At 58.6% G+C, this 25055-nt stretch carries 19 protein-coding genes; 9 read left to right on the top strand and 10 right to left on the bottom strand.

Annotated features, from left to right (window positions below; translation table 11 throughout):
• Window positions 1-52: 52 nt before the first annotated feature.
• Window positions 53-973 (bottom strand): glycosyltransferase family 2 protein, encoded by a 921-nt coding sequence (locus tag Q5Y71_RS01905; RefSeq protein ID WP_306039603.1) that lies wholly within the window; start codon window positions 971-973, stop codon window positions 53-55.
• 182 nt (window positions 974-1155) lie between these two features.
• Between Q5Y71_RS01905 and Q5Y71_RS01900 the strand changes: the two genes are divergently transcribed.
• Together Q5Y71_RS01900 and Q5Y71_RS01895 are read left to right on the top strand one after the other, a co-directional pair.
• Window positions 1156-2286, top strand: a complete 1131-nt coding sequence (locus Q5Y71_RS01900; RefSeq protein ID WP_306039602.1) for a glycosyltransferase family 4 protein — start codon at window positions 1156-1158, stop codon at window positions 2284-2286.
• A complete protein-coding gene (locus Q5Y71_RS01895) occupies window positions 2279-2944 on the top strand; it encodes a YrbL family protein (RefSeq protein ID WP_306039601.1) in 666 nt (221 codons plus the stop codon). The genes Q5Y71_RS01900 and Q5Y71_RS01895 overlap by 8 nt, the downstream gene beginning before the upstream one ends.
• Here the strand turns inward: Q5Y71_RS01895 and Q5Y71_RS01890 are convergent.
• Window positions 2941-3831 (bottom strand): ELM1/GtrOC1 family putative glycosyltransferase, encoded by an 891-nt coding sequence (locus Q5Y71_RS01890; protein ID WP_306039599.1) that lies wholly within the window; start codon window positions 3829-3831, stop codon window positions 2941-2943. The genes Q5Y71_RS01895 and Q5Y71_RS01890 overlap by 4 nt on opposite strands.
• A gap of 324 nt (window positions 3832-4155) precedes the next feature.
• Here Q5Y71_RS01890 and Q5Y71_RS01885 point away from each other — a divergent pair, with 324 nt between their 5' ends.
• Complete coding sequence (locus tag Q5Y71_RS01885; RefSeq protein ID WP_306039598.1) at window positions 4156-5463, top strand: O-antigen ligase; 1308 nt, start codon at window positions 4156-4158, stop codon at window positions 5461-5463.
• Window positions 5460-6803, top strand: coding sequence for a UDP-glucose/GDP-mannose dehydrogenase family protein (locus Q5Y71_RS01880; RefSeq protein ID WP_306039597.1), 1344 nt, complete (start codon window positions 5460-5462; stop codon window positions 6801-6803). Before Q5Y71_RS01885 ends, Q5Y71_RS01880 begins: the two co-directional genes overlap by 4 nt.
• A gap of 72 nt (window positions 6804-6875) precedes the next feature.
• On the opposite strand, the gene Q5Y71_RS01875 is transcribed toward Q5Y71_RS01880, so the two are convergent.
• The 3 genes from Q5Y71_RS01875 to Q5Y71_RS01865 form a co-directional block, all read right to left on the bottom strand.
• Entirely contained in the window at window positions 6876-7829 is a 954-nt protein-coding gene (locus tag Q5Y71_RS01875) for a branched-chain amino acid transaminase (protein ID WP_306039596.1), read from the bottom strand.
• A 63-nt stretch (window positions 7830-7892) separates the two neighbouring features.
• Window positions 7893-10736 carry a bifunctional [glutamate--ammonia ligase]-adenylyl-L-tyrosine phosphorylase/[glutamate--ammonia-ligase] adenylyltransferase gene (gene glnE / locus Q5Y71_RS01870; RefSeq protein WP_306039595.1) on the bottom strand — a complete coding sequence of 948 codons (2844 nt, stop codon included), beginning with the start codon at window positions 10734-10736 and terminating at the stop codon, window positions 7893-7895.
• Window positions 10737-10887: 151 nt separating this feature from the next.
• On the bottom strand, window positions 10888-12663 hold the full coding sequence (locus tag Q5Y71_RS01865) for a GspE/PulE family protein (RefSeq protein WP_306039594.1): 1776 nt from the start codon (window positions 12661-12663) through the stop codon (window positions 10888-10890).
• 144 nt (window positions 12664-12807) lie between these two features.
• Between Q5Y71_RS01865 and Q5Y71_RS01860 the strand changes: the two genes are divergently transcribed.
• The 5 genes from Q5Y71_RS01860 to ilvD all read left to right on the top strand — a co-directional run bounded on the left by Q5Y71_RS01860 (window position 12808) and on the right by ilvD (window position 19504).
• Window positions 12808-13485 carry a TIGR00153 family protein gene (locus Q5Y71_RS01860; protein ID WP_306039593.1) on the top strand — a complete coding sequence of 226 codons (678 nt, stop codon included), beginning with the start codon at window positions 12808-12810 and terminating at the stop codon, window positions 13483-13485.
• Window positions 13486-13496: 11 nt separating this feature from the next.
• Window positions 13497-14771: an inorganic phosphate transporter gene (locus tag Q5Y71_RS01855; RefSeq protein WP_306039591.1), complete on the top strand. Its 1275-nt coding sequence runs from the start codon at window positions 13497-13499 to the stop codon at window positions 14769-14771.
• A 200-nt stretch (window positions 14772-14971) separates the two neighbouring features.
• Window positions 14972-16135 carry an acetylornithine deacetylase gene (gene argE / locus Q5Y71_RS01850; protein ID WP_306039590.1) on the top strand — a complete coding sequence of 388 codons (1164 nt, stop codon included), beginning with the start codon at window positions 14972-14974 and terminating at the stop codon, window positions 16133-16135.
• A gap of 87 nt (window positions 16136-16222) precedes the next feature.
• On the top strand, window positions 16223-17527 hold the full coding sequence (gene argA / locus Q5Y71_RS01845; protein WP_306039589.1) for an amino-acid N-acetyltransferase: 1305 nt from the start codon (window positions 16223-16225) through the stop codon (window positions 17525-17527).
• A gap of 141 nt (window positions 17528-17668) precedes the next feature.
• Window positions 17669-19504, top strand: coding sequence for a dihydroxy-acid dehydratase (gene ilvD, locus Q5Y71_RS01840; RefSeq protein ID WP_306039588.1), 1836 nt, complete (start codon window positions 17669-17671; stop codon window positions 19502-19504).
• A 51-nt stretch (window positions 19505-19555) separates the two neighbouring features.
• On the opposite strand, the gene Q5Y71_RS01835 is transcribed toward ilvD, so the two are convergent.
• From Q5Y71_RS01835 to Q5Y71_RS01815, 5 genes are all read right to left on the bottom strand, one after another.
• Window positions 19556-20200, bottom strand: coding sequence for an energy transducer TonB (locus Q5Y71_RS01835; RefSeq protein WP_306039587.1), 645 nt, complete (start codon window positions 20198-20200; stop codon window positions 19556-19558).
• Window positions 20201-20908: 708 nt separating this feature from the next.
• A complete protein-coding gene (gene pepB, locus Q5Y71_RS01830; RefSeq protein ID WP_306039585.1) occupies window positions 20909-22198 on the bottom strand; it encodes an aminopeptidase PepB in 1290 nt (429 codons plus the stop codon).
• Window positions 22199-22462: 264 nt separating this feature from the next.
• The gene (locus Q5Y71_RS01825) at window positions 22463-22828 is read right to left on the bottom strand and encodes a DUF393 domain-containing protein (protein ID WP_306039584.1); all 366 of its coding nucleotides are present in this window, start codon (window positions 22826-22828) and stop codon (window positions 22463-22465) included.
• A gap of 46 nt (window positions 22829-22874) precedes the next feature.
• Complete coding sequence (locus Q5Y71_RS01820; RefSeq protein WP_306039583.1) at window positions 22875-23333, bottom strand: cupin domain-containing protein; 459 nt, start codon at window positions 23331-23333, stop codon at window positions 22875-22877.
• 92 nt (window positions 23334-23425) lie between these two features.
• Window positions 23426-24841: a rhomboid family intramembrane serine protease gene (locus Q5Y71_RS01815; RefSeq protein WP_306039581.1), complete on the bottom strand. Its 1416-nt coding sequence runs from the start codon at window positions 24839-24841 to the stop codon at window positions 23426-23428.
• Between the last annotated feature and the right edge of the window lie 214 nt (window positions 24842-25055).

The following is a 25055-nucleotide window of genomic DNA, read 5'->3' as shown; positions in this document are numbered from 1 at the left end:
AGGTTCTTATCTTACACCTAGAAAGCACCATCGAGCCCCAGGTATTTTGTGCTCAGCAATCGACAACACGATAAAAATCCGAACGCGCCCCAAAGACACCGCATGCCATACCGACAGAGCGACACAAACGCAACCAGGGCCGCGAGCCCAGGCGTCGCCCCCCCAGGATCAGCCCCAGTGCACAGCTCACTCCGGCCATCAGGAGCTGAAAAACCGCCGACATCAAAATGCTGAACCGACTCCGACCCGAGGCGAGCTTCTGCTTAGCCAGGGTGATGCCCGCTGAATATTTGCGCCGGGACAACCAGCGCATATTGGCGCGGCACTCCGGTACAGCCTCATACACCCTGGCCTCCACACAGTGCACGATCTCTCCCCCCCTGGCACTGTATTCTGTAAAAAACAAAACATCCTCCCCCCCCCCGAAAGGATCCCGTTCATCAAAGCGCAGGCCAAAGGTACGAATCGCTTCCATGGGAATAAGGACATTGTTGGTGGCGCAATAGTTAAGCCGGTCACCGGTTTCGCGTCGCTTGCGGGAAAAAAATCCGGAATAGAACTCAGGCACAGAGTCTGGCAACTGCCTCACCACACTGCCACTGACCACCGAGTGTCCGCCAATTGCCTGTGCGTAGCCAAACAAACGGATCAACCAGTCCTGCGCCACCCACTCATCATCATCAATAAAAACCAGGTAATCCGCCCCTTTGCGCTGTGCCTCAGAGATACAGCGATTGCGCGCATAGGGAATACCCCGGCGCTCTTCCAGAACACAGAGGATTGGCAGTGGAAACTCTACCGAAAGGGATTCGACCAGCTGCGCCCCCTCCCTGCCTACGGGATCATTGTCCACTACCGTCACAGTCACCGCGGCAGCTGGTGGCAGCTGGAGCACAGCGAGACTCTGCAAGGCACCACGCAGCTGATTCGGCCGTTTGCATGTGCAAATACAGATATCCAACAGTAATGGCAATGTAAACTCCAATGACAGCGGAGAATCGGCTGTGGGTTCGGCAATAGGCGGGCAGCCTATACCCGTCGCGATTGCCTGTCTATAATACTGTGCTTGCGAGATTGCCAAGCGCCCAGACGGGCTTGGCTAAGAGAGGCACAAATACTGGTAACCCCCGCACCCTATTCTCGGTCAATCCATCCATGAAAATTATGCAATTGCTGCCCGCTCTCAATGCTGGGGGCGTCGAGCGCGGCACGCTCGATTTGGCTCGTGCACTGGCTCGGGCCGGACACCAATCGACGGTAGTATCCAGTGGCGGCGCCATGGTGACACAACTGGAGTCCGAAGGGTCACAGCATTTTACACTCCCTATCCATAAAAAATCCTTTATCAGCTTATTACAGGTTCGTCCACTTAGACACCTTATCTCGAAAGAGCAGCCGGATATACTCCACGTCCGCTCGCGGGTTCCCGCCTGGCTCGCCTATTTAGCCTGGCGAAAACTCGATGCAATAGGTCGTCCGCACCTGATCAGTACCGCGCACGGCCTGTACTCCATCAATCCCTACAGCGCCATTATGGCGAAAGCAGAGCGGGTCATCGCTATTTCCGAATGTGTGAGCACCTATTTACTGGACAACTATGCAAGCTATCTGCAGCACCGCCCGGAAATTATCTATCGCGGGGTAGACACCGATGAATTCAATCCCGGCGTGCAGGCCCCAGCCGGTTGGCGCAACGACATTGAAGCAGCGTTTCCGAACTTGCGGGGCAAGCGCTGGTTGTTATTGCCCGGCCGACTGAGCAGATGGAAAGGCCAGGAAGACTTTATCCAACTGATCCTGCGCTTAAGCCGCACCCGCAACGACATCCATGGCATTATTCTCGGTAGTGCCGAGCCCAATAAGCAGCGTTACGCAAAAGAACTCAAGCAAGCGGTCACTGATCTGCATTTGGACCAACACCTCACATTTGTCGGCCATCGCAGCGATATCCGCTACTGGTACAGTGAATCCGCGCTGGTGTATAACCTGTCCAAACGGCCGGAACCCTTCGGCCGTACGGTGATTGAGTCCGCCGCTATAGGAACACCTATTATTGGTTACAATATCGGTGGCCCCGCTGAGTCACTCGGGGCCTGTTTCCCTCAGGGATTAGTAGATCAGAATGATACAGAAGTTCTTTTTACGCGCACCCAGGAGTTACTTGAAGGCCCCCGGCAAAGGGCCCGTCTTGCGGTCCAATTCACACTTCAAAGACAAGTCGAGCGCACACTTGCCGTCTACCGGTCCCTGCTCAACATATCCCCCGGAGACCACTCCGGTGATTGACCTGAGCCACAGCAGGCCCTTTGCCAGCGGCGGTAACCGCCTGTGCTATCGCCACCCCCAGGATTCGCGGTTATGTGTAAAGGTGATGCGCCCCGGACGGGCCGCCGAGCTGCTGGGCCGCGCACCCTGGTACAAGCGATGGCGTGGTGAGGTCAGATTTGATGACAACCTGCGTGAACAGCAGGGATATGCGCAAAGGGCGATACAGCGAAACCCCGAAGGCCTCTGGCAACACCTGCCGCGCTGGTACGGTATACAGGAGACCAGTCTAGGCCCGGCTGCAGTGACCGATATGATTCTGGATGCGAACGGCGCTCCCGCGCCCACCCTGCGCCAATACCTGAATAAACAGGGATTTGACCAGGAGGTGCGCGAAGCGCTACAGCGCTTTGCCCTCTGGCTGCTGAAATACGGTATATTGACCAAAAACCTGATTGCGCACAATCTGGTACTCTGCCGACAAAAGGGGCAACTGCAGGTCTATGTTATTGATGGCCTGGGCTGTGCCTCCCTATTGCCCCTCGCGAAAATTTCCAACTTCTTCGCCAAACGCTATATCCGGCGACGAATCCAGCGTATGTGGCTGAGAGCGGAGTGGGAGATCTCCGATAAGAAAGTGCCCTGGAGAAAGTTTGAGTCCTACGGCTTAAAGCGCTAGCGGATTGACAGTCCACAGCGGCGAAGCAGCGCCCGCGCACAAACAAGATACTGATCCAGGGGCACTCGTTCCGATTGCGCAATCACTTCCTCCCAGCGCTCGCCAACCACCCCCTGATCCACCAGCCTCTGCACCGCCGCCCGAACCTTATTGGCCCGAGAACGGCAGGGAACGCGGATAATCCCCACCCGCGCACGGCTCTGCAATGATTCGAAGAGCATCGAAATGCTGTCTTCACTCACCCAGATCTGTTCCGCCGCCGCCATTTGCGCATGCACCCAATCCGGGGAACAGGACCGCCAGTCAACCAAATGCGCTTCTCTCCCGGCAATGCTTTCCAGCAAGCCCTCAGGCGTGCGCCGGCTGTTCGACAGGTACCAGTCGAGGGGCTGTGATAACAACTGTTCTACCTGGCGGCGCACAGGCCCGTCATCCCAGCAGAAGTGCCTGCTCGGGCCACCGAGCAATATCAGACCGCACCCCGGCCGCGCGGCGTTACCGGGCAGGGGGCCTGTCAGGGCCCCCTGGCTGAGAATGACATTCTCCAGGGGCGGCGGACGATCATGTTCCGGGACAATCGCAAAATCAAACCAGCGAAATGGGAACTGGGGCCGATTGATAGCGACGGCACGTCCACCGTAGCGGTAGCGTGCCGCCAGCATCGGCAGGCGGGTTCTGCGACCAGTGCCAATATGAAAATCCGGTCTGGGCAGGCTGGAGAGCCCTTTGGCAAGCCCCATTACAATACCATGGGCGGTTACCGACAGGGGTATATCTACGCAGTTCAGCTGCCCGCCATAACTGCTGTCAAGACCACGGACCAGCGCCGCGCTCTGTTTTTCGTGCGCGCGATTACCGTCGAGAAAACGCCAAACTGTCAGCGGCAAGAGACCATCCCAGAGTACAAGCAGAGAAGGGAGCAGCCGAACGCCAGCCGCGTCCCGGAAGACCGAGAAAGCGCAATGCTACCGCAAGCCTTCCAGCTATTGAAGCCCAATGCCATTCCGGATAGTCTCGCGCCCCTGTTGGCTCCCCCAGGGTGCCGGGCACGATCCCAAATACTCACGGCTCCCGAGTGATTAGATGTTAGACCTATTACCTGTACCCTAAACTGCCGTCTGTCGTAAACTTTCACGAAAACCAACTCAGCGGTATGGCTTCAATAAGCAATGCCCTGCTACTGACTGTTAAACGTACTGAACACAATTACAATGATGTTTGAATCTGGAAGTACACCCCCCCGCTCTTTCCCAACTCCCTATCGGCAGCAGGAGTCCAAGTGGATTGCCGGGTTACTGCAACTGGCACGTCTGGGACTGTTTCTGCTGTTATGTGGTTTTTATCTGGCACCGAAAGTTTCAGGAGTGCAAACCAGTTTCTATTTGACTCTCCTGCCGGCCTCCCTGCTCCTGATGCTCTGGCGAAAGGACTTTCGCTTTGTGTGCTCATGGCAGTTCATCGCCTTCCTGAGCCTGCCGATAATACTTGCTTTATCGACGCTCTGGGCCAGCGGCGACAATGCCGATGTGCAGCGGGAGGCCCCTTACTACTGGAAGCTGGTACTCTACCTGGCTCTTTTTTACGCTGCCATTTACTTCCTACTGGAGCGCTTTGGGGATGCGGTATTGCACCAGCTGTTGCTGGCTCTGATTGCAGTGGGTCTGTTCTCCGGCCTCATGTCATTGGCAGTCTATGGATTTGCCGATGGCTTCCAGCGTCTCCACCGTATCGGCGGAATATCCTTGCAAGGCAATATCGATAAGACCGCGATGCTGTTTGGATTCCACAGCTTGTTTTGCTGCTACGGCATCGCCCGGACCTCGCAACTGTGGCGCATACTGTCCTGGAGCGGTTTGTGTGTTTCCTGTATTTACGTAGTCCTGTCACAAACCAAAATCCCCATCGCAATGGCGGGGGCGGCGGTGCTGCTCGCGGCCCTGATTACGCCATCACGCCTGCTAAAGGCATGGGTATTGTTGGCATTGCTCGTCGTTATTCCCGTGACCTACCTGATTCTGTTTGGCGATCTCCCCCTGCTGCACCGGGGCACGGCCTACAGCATTCGCCTGGAGCTTTGGGGCAAGGTCTACGATGAACTTATGCTCTCCCCAATCATTGGTTCCGGCCTGGTTCACAAGCAATTTATCGAGATGGGCCATCTGCTACCACACCCACACAACTACCTGCTGGATGTGGCGCGTTTTTCCGGGCTACTGGGCATCCTTGCCTGTGCCTGGCAGGGCCTTGGTGCCCTATCAACGGTATTGAGCAGGAAAAAGCTGCTGAGCTGGATTCCCGGCTTAGTTGTGGTCTGGTTTTTGTTTGGCGTTCTGGCCATGCTGGTGTATGCGCAACAGCCCCTGGTCAAACCCAGCTATATCTGGTTCTTCTACTGGGTGCCACTTGCCATCCTGTTGGCGCGCAGCTACCGGGAGTGCAATCAACCCGGGTCTGTGGAAGTACCCTGTCCCCAAGTATTTCGCAACCGCCATTATCCAACCAAAGAGTCACAGGTATGAACGTCACCGTTTTTGGCACCGGCTATGTGGGCCTGGTGCAGGCCGCCGTACTGGCAGAAGCCAGTAACCGGGTAGTTTGTATTGACATCGATACCGATAAAATCGCCCGCCTAAAACAGGGGGAGATTCCCATCTATGAACCCGGCCTTGAGCCGATGGTAAAAAACGGGATCGCCACGGGTAATCTGACATTTTCTACAGATGCCGCCTGCGGTGTAGAACACGGGGAGCTGCTCTTTATTGCCGTTGGAACCCCACCGGACGAAGACGGCTCTGCCGACCTGCGCCATGTACTGACCGTGGCCAGGACCATCGCCGCGCACATGGATTGCAAGAAATACATTATCAACAAATCCACGGTGCCTGTGGGTACAGCAGACAAAGTGCGTGTAGCGATCGGAGAACAACTGGCCAAGCGCGGCATACCCGACCTGCCATTTGATGTTATTTCCAACCCCGAGTTTCTTAAGGAGGGCTCTGCGGTTGCCGACTGCATGCGCCCGGACCGCATCGTGATCGGCACCTCGGAAGCAGAATCTGAGCAGAAACTCCGCCATTTGTATGCGCCTTTCAACCGCAATCATGAAAAGATTCTGGTAATGGACGTGAAAAGCGCCGAGCTGACCAAGTATGCCGCAAATTGCATGTTGGCAACAAAAATCAGCTTTATGAACGAGATCGCCAATATCGCCGATAAGGTTGGGGCAGATATTGAGGCGGTGCGCCAGGGGATTGGCTCGGACCCAAGGGTGGGCTACCAGTTTATTTATGCCGGCATCGGCTACGGTGGCTCCTGTTTTCCAAAAGACGTTAAAGCCCTGATCTCCTCCGCGCGACAACAGGGTCTGAGCGCAGATATTCTCACCGCAGTGGAATCTCGCAACGAGCGACAAAAACATTACCTGGCTGACAAAATCCTGGCCCATTTCAATGGCAACCTGAATGGCCGGGTCTTCGCGCTCTGGGGGCTCTCATTCAAACCCAATACCGATGATATGCGCGAAGCTCCCAGTCGCGTGCTTATGGATCGACTGTGGGGGCAGGGCGCTATAGTGCGCGCCTTCGATCCGCAAGCCATGGAGGAGTGCCTGCGGATCTATGGAGCACGGGATAACCTCGTGTTATGTGATTCAAAGAATGACGCCCTTCAAGGAGCAGATGCCTTGATCATCGCGACCGAATGGCAACAGTTTAAGGCCCTGAATACCGGCGAACTCAAAGCGGCACTCAAGACACCCGTGATTTTCGACGGGCGCAACCAGTACGAGCTCGATGAACTGCGTGAAGCCGGTTTTGAATATTACTGCGTGGGTCGACCGGATATCGCCACTGCCCGGTAAGCCAGCCAGTGCGCGCACCAAACCCATACAAAAACCGGCATCCGCCGGTTTTTTCTTCTCGGGAATATCCCCTCAGGCGATACGAATCTGTGTCTCAGCGGTATCGGTGACATCACTCAACCAACTCCGGTGTGCCGCACTGCGCCCGTGCACCACCTCAAAATAGAGGCCTTGCAACCGTCCCGTGATTGGCCCGCGCCTGCCGCGGCCGATGGTGCGCCCGTCAAGGGTGCTGATGGGCAACACTTCGGCGGCCGTGCCGGTAAAGAATGCCTCATCGGCTATGTAGGCTTCATCCCTGGTGATGCGCTTTTCTACCACGCGGTAGCCACATTCCCTGGCCAATTCAATTACCGTTGCGCGGGTAATACCATCCAGGCAGGAAGTGAGTTCCGGCGTATACAGGATGCCATCTCTGACAATAAACACATTCTCTCCGCTGCCCTCGGCCACATAGCCCTCGGGGTCGAGTAACAGCGCCTCTTCACAGCCGTTACGCACCGCCTCCTGCAGAGCGAGCATTGAATTGATGTAATTGCCATTGGCCTTGGCTTTACACATGCTGATATTGACGTGATGGCGGGTATAGGAAGACGTATTGACCTTGATACCCTGCTCCAGCGCCTCCGGGCTCATATAGCTGGGCCACTCCCAGGAGGCGACAATCACATGGGTGCTCAGACCCTCTGCACGCAAACCCATTCCCTCGCATCCGTAGAACACCATCGGGCGCAAATAGGCCTGTTGCAGATCGTTCTCTCTCACCACCAGACGCTGGGCCGCATTCAGGGTTGCGGCACTGTAGGGCATGGGCATATTCATAATTTTCGCGGAGCGGAATAACCGGCGGGTGTGATCCTGCAGACGAAAAATACTGGCACCGGACTCCGTGCCGTAGGCGCGCACACCTTCAAATACCCCCATGCCGTAGTGGAGGGTATGCGTCAGAACATGTACGCGCGCATCGCGCCAGGGAACCAGCGCTCCGTCAAACCAGATAACGCCGTCGCGGTCGGCAAAAGACATGGGGGACAACTCCTACAAGTCCTAAAAAACAGTGTAATCGGGCAACAGCATGTTGCCAGGCAGTTAACCGAGCAATTGCTGCCAGCTTGCTTGAACGGTCTTTCTCTCCGCCGTGAAGCGGTCATCGCGCACAATCCCCGGCAATTGTTGTAGTGCCAGGCGATGACCTTCAGATCGGTAGGCTTTGTAGGCATCGATCAGATAACCGGCCTGTTTGGCCGGCATCAGGCCCGCGTCAACAAGACTTTCGAGAATGCGAATCGTATCCGTGTAACGCACTATCGAGGGCGCAGTTGGCGCCCAGGCCAGAGCGGCATATTGAACCAAAAACTCAATATCGACAATACCGCCAACACCGTGTTTGAGGTCGAAACCTTTATCATTGCCCTGATCCAGATGGGCACGCATTTTATCGCGCATTGCGATCACATCTTTGCGTAATTTCTGCTCATTTCTCGCCTCGCAAAGCAATTTCAAGCGCAGCCTTTGAAAGTCGTTGCTCAGCCGGGTGCTGCCCGCCACCGGGCGTGCGCGCACCAGAGCCTGGTGCTCCCAGGTCCAGGCGCTCTCGCGCTGGTATTTTTCAAAAGCGGTCATGGTAGTGACCAGCAGCCCCGAATTTCCGGATGGGCGCAGGCGGGTATCCACTGCATAGAGCGGGCCACTCAAGGTGCGAGTTTGCAGGATATGAATCAATCGCTGCGCCAGCCGGGTATAAAAGCGCAAATTATCAATGCCAGTGCTGCCATCAGTAACGCCCTGGGGATCGGCATCGTGCACAAAAACAATATCCAGGTCCGAACCGTAGGAAAGCTCCAGGCCGCCCAGTTTGCCATAGGCGATAATCGCAAAGCGCATATCCCCCTCCGACGCCCCGGCGGGTAGCCCGTACTTTTCTACCATTTGCATCCAGGCCAGATGCAGGGCGTGCTGCAGTATCGCTTCAGCCAGCCAGGTGAGGGCGTCACTGACTTTCATTAGCGGCAGAGTGCCACTGACCTCCTGGGCGGCAATACGCAAACTCTGGCTCTGCTTGAAGTATCGCAGCACCTCCATCTGCCATTCCAGATCCGTGGAACCGGTGCGCAGCAGTTCACGGCGCAACTCGTCAGAGAGATCCGCCGCCGCAGCCGGCGCCAGCAAGCGGCGGGAATCCAGCAACTCATCCAGCAGGATCGGATGGCGTGCCAGTTGCTCGGCGATTCTCGGGCTGGCACTGCACAGGCGCACCAACTGGCTGAGTACCGGGGGATTTTCATTGACCAGGACAAGATAGGCGCTGCGGCGCAGTACCGAGCGCACCAGGGGGAGCACCCTGTTGAGCACCAGCAGGGGCTGTTGCTGCAATCCGGCAACCGCCAACAGCAATGGCATAAACTGGTCCAGGCGTGCGCGGGATGATGCCGGCAGTGCGACTACCATAGGGGCGACATTCAGATCCCGCAGCAGGTCCAATGCCTCCCGCGCCGGGGTAAAGCCGGCATTGTTCAGAGCCTGCAGGTTGATCTCTTCACTGCCGTCCTCACTGACACTGCCCCACAGAGTCTGCCACTCCTCCGCTACGCGGGGCTCGGCAATATCCGCCGGCGGTGCGATTACGGTATCGAATTCGCGCTCGACCACATTGCGCACCGCCGCCAGTTCTCCGAACAACTGCGCCGGGTTATCGCGCCCGAGGGCGTAGGCCAGTCGCGCACGTTCTCTGTCGTCCTGTGGCAGCGCTTGCGTCTGCTGGTCTCTCTGCGCCTGCAGTGCGTGTTCCACCCGCCGCAGCAGCCGATAGCAGTCCGCAAGCTCCCCGGCCACGCCCGCCTCCACGTGCCCTTCAGTTTCCAGCAGCGGTAACAGTTTCAGCAAGTTGCGTTCGCGCAGGGCGGGGTTGCGGCCGCCGCGAATTAACTGGAAAGCCTGGGCAATAAATTCCACTTCGCGAATGCCCCCACGGCCCAACTTGATGTTGTCGCTGAGCCCCCGGGCGCGCACCTGGCGCTGGATCAACGCTTTCATTTCGCGCAGCGCCTCGATGGCACTGAAATCGATATAGCGGCGGTAGGTGAACGGGCGCAGCAGTGCCATCAGCTCCGTTGCAAAGCGCTTATCACCGGCCACCGGACGCGCCTTGACCATGGCATAGCGCTCCCATTCGCGCCCCTGGGTCTGATAATAGTCCTCCAGTGCGCTGAAATGACTCACCAGAGGCCCACTGTCCCCATAGGGACGCAGACGCATATCCACACGAAACACAAAACCATCGGCAGTGATGGTATTCAGGGATTTGATCAGGCGCTGGCCCAGGCGCTGGAAAAAGGTCTGATTTTCCACGCACCGCTCGCCGTCGGTATGGCCCGGCTCGGGGTAGGCAAAGATCAGGTCGATATCTGAGGAGAGGTTCAGCTCCCGCGCACCCAGCTTCCCCATACCCAGCACCACCATGGACTGCACCTGCCCCCGGCTGTCGCGGGGCTCGCCATAGCGCTGTACCAATTGTCTGTGGTGCCACTGCAGGGCGGCATCAATACACAGCTCTGCCAGCGCACTGAGACGCAGGCAGGCCCGGGAGATATCCCATTGAGTGGCAAAATCCCGAAAGATCACCTCTGTTGTCACACGGTTGCGCAGCCGTCGCAGTGCGCAGTCGAGGGAGGCGTCGCTATCAAAATCGGGTAGAGCCAGCCCGAGATCCGCGCTTTGCAACAACCTCAGTAACAGCTGTGGCTGGCGGCAGCATTGCCGGAAAAAGAATTCGGAACCGGTCAAACTCCGCGCCAACCCCCGCTGCAGGGCCTGATCCCTCAACAGGTCCTCGGCCTGGCTGACGCGCGCTTTGCCCGCCTGCTCACACCAGTCGCGCCAGTGCGCCTGCAACTGGGGCTTCAGGGATTCGGGACAGTTGGCGCATTCAAACATGGGGGCATGGATCCTTAGTGCGGGCAAAGGGCCGGGAGGCGGTTTCTCTCTCGCCGCACCCCTGGAGGAGGAACCCGGCAGCCGATGAGCGGCCGGATTCAGCCATTACGCCATGTTCATTGCCCGGGTGCAATCCAGTGGCCACTATCCACTAAGAGACAATCTCTGGCGGCGGTGCCACACGCAGTACTTCCGCAACCGTGGTCACACCTGCCGCCACCTTTATCGCACCGGACAGGCGCAGGCTGTTCATACCCTCGCGCATGGCCCGGCGGCGCAGCTGTTGCAGGTCGCAGTCAGGGGTGATCTGCGCCTGTAGCGATTCGCTAAACGGCAGTATCTCGTAAATGCCCTGCCGCCCCAGATAACCAGTATTGCGACACGCCAGGCAGCCTTCAGGGCGGTAAATTCTCTCTGGCATCGGCGCCTTCCAGGGGCGTACCAAGGCGTGCCAGTCGGCCTCTTCAATCCTGTCCTCGCGCTTGCATGAGGGACAGAGCGTACGCACCAGGCGCTGCGCCATGACCCCAAGCACGGTGGACTTGAGCAGGTAGTGGGGCAGACCCAGGTCCAACAAGCGTGTGACCGCAGTGGGGGCATCGTTGGTGTGCAGGGTGGAAATTACCAGATGCCCGGTGAGGGCAGCCTGTACTGCCATCTGTGCAGTTTCCAGGTCGCGGATCTCACCCACCATAATAATGTCCGGGTCCTGGCGCATGAGAGTGCGGATACCGGCGGCAAAATCAAAGCCAATGGCATGGTGCACTTGGGTCTGGTTAAAACGCTCCTCCACCATTTCGATCGGGTCCTCCACGGTGGAGACATTGACTGCGGAGGTGGCAAGCTGCTTGAGGCCGGTGTACAGGGTGGTGGTTTTGCCCGAACCGGTGGGACCGGTCACCAGGACAATGCCGCTGGAATGCGACAGCATTTTCTGCCAGCGGGCCAGATCCTCACCGCCGAGGCCCAGGTCACTGTAGGTGCGCGCCAGCACCTCGGGATCGAAAATCCGCATCACCAGTTTTTCCCCAAACGCAGTGGGCAGAGTGGACAGACGCAACTCCACCTCACTGCCATCGGGGCGCTTGGTTTTGATACGGCCGTCCTGGGGTTTGCGCTTCTCCGCCACGTTCATACGACCGAGAATCTTCAGGCGGCTGGTGACCGCCGCATTCACCTGATCCGGCAGCTCGTGAATGGGGTGCAGCACCCCATCGATGCGAAAGCGGATACGCCCGACCTGCCGCCTGGGCTCGATATGGATATCACTGGCACGCTGGTCGAAGGCGTGCTGCAACAGCCAGTCGACAATATTGACAATATGCTGGTCGTTGGCCTCGGGATCCTTGAGGTTGCCCAATTCGAGCAGCTGTTCGAAATTATGCGCTGCAGAGGTCCCCTGCAGGCCACTGGCACCGGAAATGGAATTGGCTAGAGAATAAAACTCGATACAGCAGCGTTTGATATCCGCCGGATCTGCCACCACACGGCGCACCCGGCGGCCACTGGTATGGGCCAGCTGCTCCTCCCAGCCGTGAACGAAAGGCTGTGCCGTGGCAACCAGCAGCTCATCAGCGCCTGCTTCCACACACAGGATCTGGTGGCGCTTGGCAAACTGGAAACTCATTACCTCGGTCACCGCACTTACGTTTACCTTGAGCGGATCGATATGGTAGAGGGGGTGGGTGGAACTCTCGGCCAGCCAGGCGCTGAGTGTATCGCGATTCAACAGGGTACCCGGGGCCTTCCGGTTGGCCAGGTCGCAGCTGGCGATATAACTGAGGGGGTGCATCTGGGCCTGCTCCGCCGTGCGCGGGGTGCCCGCGATACGGTTGGCATCCTGCCGGCTCACATAGCCCTGGGTCACAAGATCCTCCAGCAGTCCGTGTAAATCCAGCAACCTGTCCGCCGCTTTGCTCTCTGTCATTGTCAACCTCCTGTATTTACCTGTGACGACGCATTGTAGCCCCATCGCCGCGGTGCAACAGTGCGTCGTTAACGCACCGTTACCGAAATTGGTTCTATTGGGGTACCATGCCGCGGTTTCGCACCCCGAGCAATGGAGCTAACCATGGTCCTGTCGAATATAGCCAACCTGTTTGGCCGCTCCCCGATCAAGCCGATTGAGCAACATATGGCTGCGGCCCACGAGGCTTCCGCCGACCTGGTCCCCTTCTTCGAGGCCCTGATCCGCGGCGATCTGGTCGAGGCAGAACAAATCCAACTGCGCATCTCCGCCACCGAGAACCGCGCCGATGACATCAAGAGAGACCTGCGTCTGCACCTGCCCGACAGCCTGTTTATGCCGGTATCCCGATCCGACCTGCTGGAACTGCTGCACGCCCAGGACGAGGTGGCAAATACCGCCCAGGATATCGCCGGCCTCGCCGTCGGCAGAAAGATGCAGATCCCGGCCAGCCTGCAGCCCTTGATGACGACTTTCGTCGAGAGTGCCGTGGCTACTTCCTCCCAGGCGCTGCGCGCCATCAACGAACTGGACGAGCTGCTGGAGAGCGGCTTTGCCGGGCGCGAGATCACGATTGCCCGGCGCATGATCGAAGAGCTGGACGAATTGGAACGCCAATCCGACAAACTCGAAGTTGAGATTCGCGCTGCGCTGTTTGCCATAGAAAAAGACCTGCCGCCGGTGGATGTGATGTTTCTCTACCGGATCATTGAATGGACCGGTGACCTGGCCGATCGCGCCCACAGCGTTGGCAACCGTTTGCAATTGTTGCTGGCACGTTAGGGGGTTGTGCGGTGGAGATTCTCAGTCAATACGGCCATATTTTGCTGGTTTTGGCCTGTGTGTCGGGCTTCTTTATGGCCTGGGGTGTGGGCGCAAACGATGTTGCCAACGCCATGGGCACCTCCGTGGGCTCGCGCGCATTGACGGTCAAACAGGCGATCCTGATCGCCATGGTTTTTGAGTTTGCCGGGGCCTACCTGGCCGGCGGGGAAGTTACCGCCACCATCCGCAAGGGGATTATCGATTCGGAGGTCTTTGCCGCGCAGCCCCAGTTGCTGGTGTACGGCATGCTGGCTGCCCTGCTCGCCGCCGGTACCTGGCTGCTGATCGCCAGCGTCCTCGGCTGGCCGGTATCCACCACCCATTCCATTGTCGGCGCCATTGTCGGCTTCTCCGCGGTGGGCATCTCCACAGAGGCGGTTGCCTGGGGCAAGGTGGGCAGTATTGTGGCGAGTTGGGTGGTCTCGCCGCTACTGGCCGGTACCATTGCCTTCCTGCTGTTTCGCAGTGTGCAGCGCCTGATCCTGGATACCGAAGATCCCTTCGCCAATGCCAAGCGCTATATCCCCATTTACATGTTCGCCGTGGGCTGGATGATCGCTATGGTCACCCTGACCAAGGGACTCAAGCATGTGTTGAAAGATGCCAATATCCAGCTCAGTTTCATCCAGGATGCCGGTATTGCGGCCCTCGCGGGCCTGTTGGTGATGGGCGTCGGCATCGCCATGCTCAAGCGTGTCAAACGCGACCCCGCCAGTGAATTGGGAAACCGCTTTGCCAGTGTGGAGCGGGTCTTCGCCATCCTCATGATATTCACCGCCTGCGCCATGGCCTTCGCCCACGGTTCCAACGATGTCGCCAACGCGGTGGGTCCGCTGGCCGCTGTGATCAACACCATCCAGTCCGGCGCGGTCACCGCCAAAGCCACCATGCCCTCGTGGATTCTGTTACTGGGGGGCCTGGGTATCGTGGTGGGCCTGGCCACTTACGGTTTCAAGGTCATGGCCACCATCGGCAGGAAAATTACCGAGTTGACCCCCAGCCGCGGCTTCGCCGCGGAACTGGGTGCCGCCGCCACCGTTGTACTCGCCTCCGGCACCGGTCTGCCCGTCTCCACCACCCACACCCTCGTGGGGGCGGTGCTCGGGGTGGGCCTGGCGCGGGGAATTGGCGCACTGAACCTGCGCATGATCACCACCATCGCCGCCTCCTGGGTTGTGACCCTGCCAGCAGGTGCCGGTATTGCCATTCTGTTCTTCTATTTCTTCAAGGGCCTGTTCGGCTGATCCCGCGGCCTTTTGCTTTTGCGCACGGGGGGAGCACACACGCTCCCTTTGTCGCCGCGAACCCCATCACCAGTTTACCCTTCCCCTCCCCTTGGTATTCACCCGATAATCCCACCCTGGCGCCGCCGTACTGGGTTGCCGGGTTTTCAAGGGCTCGCACCGGCTTAGGACCGGTGCGACAAGTGATGAGGATGCGCGTGATGGCGACTGTCAGGGTACCCGAGCTAAAGGAACAATTGCGCCAGCTGATTGCCTGCCCCAGTATCAGCTCCACAGATCCGGCGCTGGATATGGGCAACCGCCCCCTGGTAGAGCTGCTGGCTGCCTGGCTGGAAAGTCTGGGCTTCGGTGTGGCACTGATGCCCCTTGAGGGCAGCCCGCACAAAGTCAATATGATTGCCACCTTAGGCGGCTGCGCGGACAGCCACAGCGGCCTGGTATTGTCCGGGCACACCGATACAGTTCCATTTGACCAGGGGCGCTGGCAATCGGACCCGTTCACATTGCAGGAGCGCGAGAACCGCTTCTACGGGCTCGGTACCAGCGACATGAAAGGGTTTTTCCCCCTGGCCATTGAAGCGGCCAAATCCTTTGTGGATCAACCCCTGCGCCAGCCCTTGACGATACTCGCCACCGCGGACGAAGAGACCTCCATGGCCGGCGCCCGTGCGCTGGTTGCCGCAGGCCGCCCGCGCGCGCGCTATGCGGTAATCGGCGAACCCACCGGCTTGCGCCCGGTGCGCATGCACAAGGGCGTGATGATGGAGGCCGTGCGGATTACCGGCCGCTCCGGCCACTCGTCCGACCCGAATTTGGGCGCCAGTGCACTGGAGGCCATGCACACAGTGATCGATGCATTGCTGGCTCTGCGCGAAGAGTGGCAGCAGAAGTATCAGCACCGCGGCTTTGCCGTGCCCGTCCCCACCCTGAACCTGGGATGTATTCACGGCGGTGACAATCCGAACCGGATTTGCGCTGCCACAGAGCTGCAGTTTGATGTCCGCCCGCTGCCGGGCATGCGTCTGGCCGAATTGCGCGCAGAGCTGGGCAAGCGCATACAGGCCAGCGGCGCGCGCAGCGGCATCCACATCGAGATGCGGTCGCTGTTTCCCGGCACAGAGGCCTTTGAGCAGGATGCCCACTCGGACTTGGTGAAGGCCGCAGAGACCCTCTGCAGCCAGGGCGCCGACAGTGTCGCCTTTGGCACCGAAGCGCCCTATCTCAAGCGCCTGAATATTGACACCATCGTGCTCGGTCCCGGGGATATCGACCAGGCGCACCAGCCGGATGAATACCTCGGGCTGGAGCGTATAGTACCGATGACGGAGATACTGCGCGGCCTGATTGCCCGTTTCTGTCTCTGATCGCATACCATGAAGACAAAGGCGGCAACACTGCAACAGGCTTGCCCGCAAATCCCTTAACACGTCAACAGACAGTAGAGTAACCCGGTGAGTGACAATAACGGCTCCCTCAACTGGTTCCGCCACGCGGCACCCTATATCAATGACCTGCGCGGCCGCACCCTGGTGATCGGGCTGCCCGGCGATGCCCTTGCGCACGCCAATTTTCGCAACCTGGTGCACGACCTGGCACTGCTTGCCAGCCTCGGGGTACGTCTGGCCGTGGTCCACGGTGCCCGGGCGCAGATCAACCGCGCCCTCAGCGAACAGGGTATCAAGAGCCGCTTTCTCGACGGCAATCGCATCACCGACCGGGACAGCCTGGAAGTGATCAAAGCGGCGGTGGGCAGGCTGCGCTTCAATATTGAGGCGGCATTTTCCCAGGGGTTACCCGACTCCCCCATGGCCCGTTCAGCCCTGAAAGTGATCTCGGGCAATTTTGTCACCGCGCGTCCGAGCGGCGTGCTGGAAGGCGTTGACCTGCGCTGGACCGGCACCGTCCGGCGCATGGAGGTCAACACGCTGGAACAGGCCCTGCACCAGGGCGCCCTTGTCCTGCTGTCCCCCCTGGGCACCTCCCTCACCGGTGAGCTGTTCAATCTCAATTATCTGGATCTCGCCGCAGAGGCCGCACGGGTACTGCGCGCCGAGAAACTGGTGCTGTTTCGCGCTCCAGCCCAGCTTGTGGTGGATGGCGAAGTGGTACACGAACTGAGTCTTGTGCAAGCCGAGCAGGTGGCGGCACGGGTGCACAGCGATACCCTGCAGTGCGCCATTCGCGCCTGTAATGCCGGCACTGCCCGCATCCACCTGCTCAGCTACTGCCAGAACGGCGCCCTGATCCAGGAACTATTCCGCCGCGAGGGCGCCGGCACCATGATCTACCGGGACAGCTACGAAGTGGTTCGCCGGGCGCGTATCACCGATGTGGGGGGCATCCTCGGCCTGATCCGCCCCCTGGAAAAACAGGGAGTTCTGGTGCGCCGCTCGCGGGAAAAGCTCGAAGCGGAAATCGCGCATTTTACCCTGGTGGAGGTGGATGGCACCCCGGTGGCCTGCGCCGCGCTCTATCCCATCAAAGACAACAGCAATTTCACGGGCGCGGCAGAAATCGCCTGTGTCGCCATCCACCCGGCATTTCGCGGTGGCGGGCGCGGCGCCAAGCTGATGCGCCATCTGGAACGCCAGGCGCGTGCGGTCAATATCCGCGAACTCTATGTGCTCACCACCCAGACCGAGCACTGGTTTATCGAGCAGGGCTTTGTACAGGCCGACGTCGGCGCGCTGCCCGCTTCGCGCAAGTCCCTGTACAACCTGCAGCGCAACTCGCGGATTTTGTGCAAGCGCCTGTGACGGGCAATCTCAACTGAGCGACAAAGCTCGAAATCCTTATCCTAGATAAAAGAAGATAAAATCGATTTATTGCAAACACATCCCATTAAAGCCCGCTTTTGTTAAACTGTCGCTCTGTTTTGCCCAGCTGGAACCTGCGTCATGCCCGAATACCGATCCCGCACTTCCACCGCCGGCCGCAATATGGCCGGCGCCCGTGCCCTGTGGCGCGCCACCGGGATGAAGGATGAGGACTTTCACAAGCCCATCATCGCCATTGCCAATTCCTTTACCCAGTTTGTGCCCGGGCATGTGCACCTGAAGGATATGGGCCAACTGGTGGCAGAAGAAATTGCCCGGGCCGGGGGCGTGGCCAAGGAGTTCAACACCATCGCCGTGGACGACGGCATCGCCATGGGCCACGACGGTATGCTGTACAGCCTGCCCAGCCGCGAAATCATCGCCGACTCGGTGGAATACATGGTCAATGCCCACTGCGCCGATGCCCTGGTGTGCATTTCCAACTGCGACAAGATCACACCGGGCATGCTGATGGCCGCCCTGCGCCTGAATATCCCAGCGATTTTTGTTTCCGGTGGCCCCATGGAAGCCGGCAAAACCAAACTGGCGGATCACAAGCTGGACCTGGTGGATGCCATGGTGATTGCGGCGACCGAAACGGCCACCGATGCCGAGGTCGAGGCCTATGAACGCTCCGCCTGCCCCACCTGCGGCTCCTGTTCCGGCATGTTCACTGCCAACTCCATGAACTGCCTCACAGAGGCTTTGGGCCTGTCCCTGCCCGGCAACGGCACCCTGCTGGCCACCCATGCGGATCGCCGGGAGCTGTTTCTGCGCGCGGGCCGTGAAATTGTTGCCCTGACCAAGCGCTACTACGAGCGGGGCGACAATCGCGCCCTGCCCCGCAGTATTGCCAATCCCGGCGCGTTCACCAATGCCATGGCGCTGGACATCGCCATGGGGGGCTCCACCAATACCATCCTGCACCTGCTCGCCGCCGCCCGGGAAGGCGAGATTGACTTCACCCTGGCAGAGATCGACCGCCTTTCCCGCAAGGTGCCACAATTGTGCAAGGTGGCCCCCAACACGCAAAAGTACCATATTGAGGACGTCCACCGCGCCGGCGGTGTGATGGCCATTCTCGGCCAGCTGGCATCGGCGGGGCTGATCGATACCGCACAACCCACTGTCTATGGCAGCAGCTTGCAACAGGCGCTAGAGCAGTGGGACATCTCTCGCACCGACGACACAACCGTGCATGACTTCTACCGCGCCGGTCCCGCGGGTATTGCCACCCAAATCGCCTTCAGCCAGGACTGCCGCTGGCAGACTCTGGATAGCGACCGTGTCGGTGGCTGTATCCGCTCGGCAAAACACGCCTATTCCGCCGAGGGCGGCCTGGCAGTGCTGTTCGGCAATCTGGCTCCGCACGGCTGTGTGGTAAAAACGTCCGGGGTGGATGAATCCCTCTGGCGGTTCGAGGGACCTGCCCATGTGGTCGAAAGCCAGGAGGCGGCGGTATCCCGGATTCTGGGTGGCCAAGTGCGCAAGGGCGAAGCCCTTATCCTGCGCTACGAGGGCCCCAAAGGCGGACCGGGTATGCAGGAAATGCTGTACCCCACCAGCTACCTGAAATCCCGTGGGCTGGGAGAACACTGTGCCCTGATTACAGACGGGCGGTTTTCCGGCGGTACCTCCGGTCTCTCTATCGGGCACGTGTCGCCGGAGGCCGCCTCCGGAGGCAATATTGCCCTGGTGCGTGACGGCGACCCCATCCGCATCGATATTCCCGCGCGCAAAATTGAAGTGGTTATTACGGATACGGAACTCGAGAGGCGCCGGCAGGAAATGGCGCGCTTGGGGAAACGGGCCTGGCAGCCCGTGGAGGAGAGACCGAGAAAAGTCAGCAAGGCCCTGCGTGCCTACGCCATGCTGGCGACCAGCGCCGATCGCGGCGCTGTGCGGGAAATTGAATAATGAAAGGCAAAATACAGAAAAAGGCCCCGCCAGCGGAGCCGGTTTCCCCTTTTAGTCTGCCATTTTGTAGGTGATCCGGTTGCGCACACCATAGCGCTCCACTGGCTCGCCATCCGCCATCTGGGGCTGGTATTTAAAACGCTCGGCGGCGGCCAGTGCCGAGCGGTTAAACACCCTGGTGGGATTGCCGGCACTGTCGTAGCCTCCCACCACCCGGGCATCGCGTACCGCGCCTGTTTTAGTCACGGTGAATTCCACTACAACGTAACCTTCGATGCCCCTGCGCGCTGCCGCATTGGGATAGCGCGGTAAGGGCTTGTACACAGGCACGGGATCCCGCGTTACCGTCAGCATCGTGTCACTGCTCGGGACAGGAGCCCTTATCGTAATCGTCGTACCCACCTCTGTAGGCGGTATTTCTTCAGGAGTGGTGGTTAGTTGCAGCGGTGGGGTTTGCGGTTTTACCGGCGGTTCATCTTTTTGCGTGACGACTTTTTTGTCTTCAATATGCACCGGCTGGATTGACGGTAAATCATCCACCACCGGCGCCTCTAGATCACTGGCAATCAAACGGCTCATCAGAAAAATCAGCCCGAGAGTCATCATGGCCGCAAACGCAAGTCCTTTCGCATAACCGGCAAGTAGTTGAGGGGGAAAAAATACAGTGCTGGCAATTGGCGGGTAAGCTCTATCCATAACACCTCTCCTATTATTGTTAGGGTGCGAAACCGGCATCCAGAGTGCCGAAAATGGAAAAAGCTGATCAGCTGATACTTATTATTAGCCTATTGCGGGCATTCAGTAAAGCCCTTTTATACAGAATTTTCACGTAATCATTGATTGTTCGTTCGTGTAACTATTCCAGAAGAATGGCACCGCGATGGTTTCAGTGACGTCACAGCGCTGGCGCCAGGACGCCCGGCACAGAAAAATTTCAGCGTTAGAGACCCCTGCCGGTTTCATGAGCCTCGGTCAATCAACCTGTGCACCATCGGCCAGACGATAAGTTCGAAACCCTGTAGCGCAGTTGCCAGGATTTGTAGGGCAAACCTACCGATCCTTACCAGGTGAACACCAAGGTGCACTTCTGACAGCCCTTCGCTGCAAAGGGCTGATACTGTCATACAGTTATTGGGTGAGATTATCAAAGGAAAAGCCATTTTTCACGGATGAAGGAGGTTGAGCGAGCTATCTCTCAAAGATCCGGACAGGAAAAAATATTAGCTTTAAGAACACCCCTGAAAATTACTTATTAAGCGCCTCACTCCACCCTAGTTCGGAAATCTCCGCACATCAATATCGGGAAACACTTAATTTTCAGGGTGCCTCGTATTCCTTGACCCTGTATTTTTTACTGTTCGATGGAGTTTGGCTGCAAAATTATTTCCAGACTACTTCCTGCGGTCAGCTGTCCAACAGGAATCGTGCAATGGTACGCAGACCCTGGCCCTTGGCACCGGTTGCCCAGAGGTCATTGGCACTGGGCTGATAAGAACCGGACAAATCCATATGCACCCAGTTGCGCCCCGCGTCCCGCACAAAGTGTGCGAGGAATGCCGCCGCGGTAGACGCGCCGGGGCTGCCATCTGCGCCGATATTGGCAATATCGGCAAAGCCGGAGGGTATCTGCTCCAGGTGCATAGGCTCCAGCGGCAAACGCCAGGCTTTTTCGTTTTCCCGCCCGGCGGCATCCAGAACCCGCTGTGCCATGGCCGCCTCGAAGCTGAATACCGCATTGAACTCGCGCCCCACCGCCACCTTGGCAGCGCCGGTCAGGGTGGCGGCATCCAACAGCCAGCGCGGCTCTGCTTCGGAGGCCGCAATCAGGCCGTCGGCCAGCACCAGGCGCCCTTCCGCATCGGTATTGAGTACCTCAACTGCAATCCCATTTTTATACTGGATAATATCGCCCAGCTTATAAGCGTGGCCGGAAACCAGATTTTCGGCACAGCACAGATACAGTTTCACCCGCTTGTTCAGGCCGCGGGCAATGGCCAGGGCCAGACCACCGCTCACCATGGCCGCACCGCCCATGTCGGATTTCATGGTGGCCATATTGGCCGAGGGCTTGAGACTGTACCCACCGGAGTCGAAGGTAATCCCCTTGCCCACCAGGCAGGTATCCACCGGCGCGCCGGCATCACCACTGGGATTGTAATCCAGCTGCAGCATCACCGGCTCGCGCACACTGCCACGGCCCACACTGTGAATACCCACAAACCCTTCGCGGAGCAGATCCTCACCGGCTATCATATGGTAGCGCACAGCATCGGGGGCCAGTTTCTGCAGCATCTCCGCAGCACTCTCCGCCAGAACCCTGGGGGAAATCCCATCCGGTGTGCCATTGGTGATCTCCCGCACCCAGCGCGCAGCGCTTTCACGGGAAGCCAGCTCTTTGCGCTCTCCGACATCCTCGCTGCCCCAGTCAATTCTGTTGGCGGCTTTGGGGTTGAAATACCCCATCCAGAATGCCCAGCGCCGCTCGATATCCCAGCCCTCACCACTCAGAACAACCGCGCTCACCCCTAGACCATCCAGGCGCCGTGCCGCGCGCTGCGCGGCTATTAACGCATCACCCTTGGCCGCGCCAATATGAATCCATGCATCACTGCCATTAAAGCTGAGCAGTGCAGAAGTTCCCCAGGGCGCCCCCGCCGTACCTTCCACCAACTGAACACGCATTACCTTTGACATACAAACCCTTTTTAAAACTCATGTACCAACTTTTCTGTAATCCCAATCCGTATTCTAACAATACAGCAAAAATACTCGACGGTTGCACCGTCAACGGAGCGACCGATAAACTGGTGTATAAAAAGCAGAAACGTCAGGAAAAGAAAATCCCCCACAGCCCGCTGCGCAGACAGGCAGAGTCTTAGTGGGAGGTATTAATCAGCGCCCAGGCCACCGGTTGATCTGGCCGGCGTCACACCACATCTGCACGATTTGGGCTTCCCCTTACCAATGCTTCAAGGCCCGATTCCAAAAATACAGGCAGCGGGCAAAACCGTTGTAGGCCTTGTTGAGGCACCAGCGCAGGCCGGGTATCCTGGATACCCGCGCCTTCCACTGCTCACCGGGCGAGTTTTCCCAGATGGCAATAAATGCCTCATAACCCACCCGCAACCTGCCCTCGGTATCCACCAAGTGCAGCCGTTCGCGCACAAACTCTAAATCCAGATTCAGCGCTTTTACCCTGTTGTTATCCAGATGCACATCTTCCCAATCCACGGCGCACAGTGTGGATTTCCTTTTTTGCGCAGTGATACCCGCGTTGCACACCGGGCAGGCGGAGTTGTAGAGCACACGAATCTTGTCGGCCATCACGTTCACAGCAGGAGTTGGTTATTCACAGCAGCGGCCCTGTCAGTTATCGTGGATGGGTGATATCCACCAGTTCCCAGGGCAGGCCCCGGTTGTGGTACAGCCGTTTCCCTTTATTGGGGTAATCACAAATATCGTGGTCCAGGCGCTGGCCGACAACAATGCATACAAGCAGCTCGTCACAGGTATTTTTCATGGTGTGCGGCAGGCCACCCGCCGGATAGCCAATAAAATCCCCCTCGGCAACGGAGTATTGTTCCTCACCGATCTGGACCTCAGCTACCCCCTGCAAAATATACACACATTCGTCTTCAAATGTGTGGCGATGCAACTCGGTGGATTCACGCCCTGGTTCAATGGCAATCCTATGAAAGCCAAAACCGGTTATGCCGGTGTGGTCGCCAAGGGATTGATTCTGGCGCACCGCATTGGGGTTGAGAAAATGCACCTTGCTCTCCGCGGCCATTTCCAGGATTTCCCGCTTCTTCAAAATCGACTTGTGCATATTTTCTCCTTGTTAGCCGATGCCACAAAGCCATAGGGTATTGAGACGGTATTATCACCCCAAACTCTGTACCGCAGAGGCTACCATACCAATCAGGCCGGTCCGGATATCTCCATACTGTCGGTTAATCTCTTTATCTCGCGGGCGCGTCCCTCCTCTCCCATCCGCCGATAGTAATTGACTAGGCGCACACCTAACTTGGGTATCAGCGGGTGCTGTACGTTCTGCGAAGCCAGACGACACAAGAGCGCCTCCAGCCAGGGCCAGTCTGCCGCTTCAGCGGCACGACGCGCCAACAGCAGGCAGACTTTGGCAGTGAGGGCGCGGGGATTTCCGGTTGCCTGCAAGTAGCGGCGGTAACCCGCCGCAAGCACAGACACTGCAATGTCCGGGTTGGCCGCGAGGGCGAAAAGGGCGAGGTTGGCGCGGTGGAACGCCTCGCTGTCCGGGGTCATCGCGGTCAATTCAATCGTGCGCTCAATCAGCACCAGACTGTGCGGGTACTGTCGCACGGCCGCCGTGGCCGCAGCCGTCGCTTCGACCAGTTTGCCCTCTTCCTGGAAGCGGTCAATCCGCGTCAGTGCGCTCCTCTGCGGCGAGGGCAGGACACCCTCCCCTTCTTCCGGCAGGGCCTGTACCGGTGGGCGCCAGTAGAGCAGCAGCAGAGCCAGGGCAAACCCCGCCAGCAGTCCTCCAGTATGGGCCCAGTAGGCAATACCGGCATCGCCATAGAAATAGCCGAACAATTCCTTGCCCAGCCACAGGGGCAGCACCAGCAGCGCCGGTGCACTGAATTCTCCGAATATAAAGCCGAAAGTGTAGAAAAAGCGCAGGCGCCGCACACCGTAGATGGCCACAAACATCCCAATAACTGCCGATACGGCCCCGGAGGCGCCCACCATCGACACATGGCTGCCGGATTCCACCAGCATGTGCAAACCCGCCGCGGCCAGACCGCCAAGCAGGTAGAACACGAAAAACCAGCCTCCCCCCAGCGCCAGCTCCACCGACAGACCAAACAACAGCAGGAAGACCATATTGCCGATCAGGTGATCCCAGCTGCCGTGCAGGAACATATGGCCGAGCAGCCCGGCAGGGTTGGGCTCCGCCGGCGTCAGACCCAGGGCCAGGCTGCTCATGTGGCCGCGCAGCTCGGCAAAACGCAAACGCTGCTGCAGCCACAGGGTCTGACCCTCCTCTTCCAGCCCGGGCAGCAGCCAGCGGTGGAATTCCGGGTTCCACAACAGTTCGCGGTAGATGAACTCCTCTCCCTCCGCCCCCATCTGCAGGCGCCACTCGGGGTGTACCTCATCCACGTACACCAGAAAACGCTGCTCCTCCAACCCGGGCAGATCAGTGCTGAAATAGTATTCCTCGGCCTGGCGCCAGCGGGCCTTATCACCACTCTGATAACCGGCGAACACTACTAGATTGAGGAGAATCAACGCAAAACACATCAGGGGGGGGCGGCGCCAGTCCGGTTTGTTCTGAATGGGGATAATCAGCACGGGCGCTTCCTTATTGTTATTGCACGCCCCGCCACAAACCGCGGCAATACGGATAACAGGAGTGGGACCATTATGGAGGCCAGCGCCGGAAAAATACTACGCTTGTCGGCTAAAACTCAATAGCTGTCGAATGCTATTGGCTATTGCTTTGTGATGCGCGTGTTTTCTGTTGTCAGCAACAGACCAACTGGGCCCGGGCCACGTCCGCTTTTCG

It is taken from the genome of Microbulbifer sp. 2205BS26-8 (assembly GCF_030731025.1).
Classification (GTDB): Bacteria; Pseudomonadota; Gammaproteobacteria; order Pseudomonadales; family Cellvibrionaceae; genus Microbulbifer; species Microbulbifer spongiae.
Note: the sequence above shows the minus strand (reverse complement) of the source record. Positions and strands in the feature narration are given on the sequence as shown.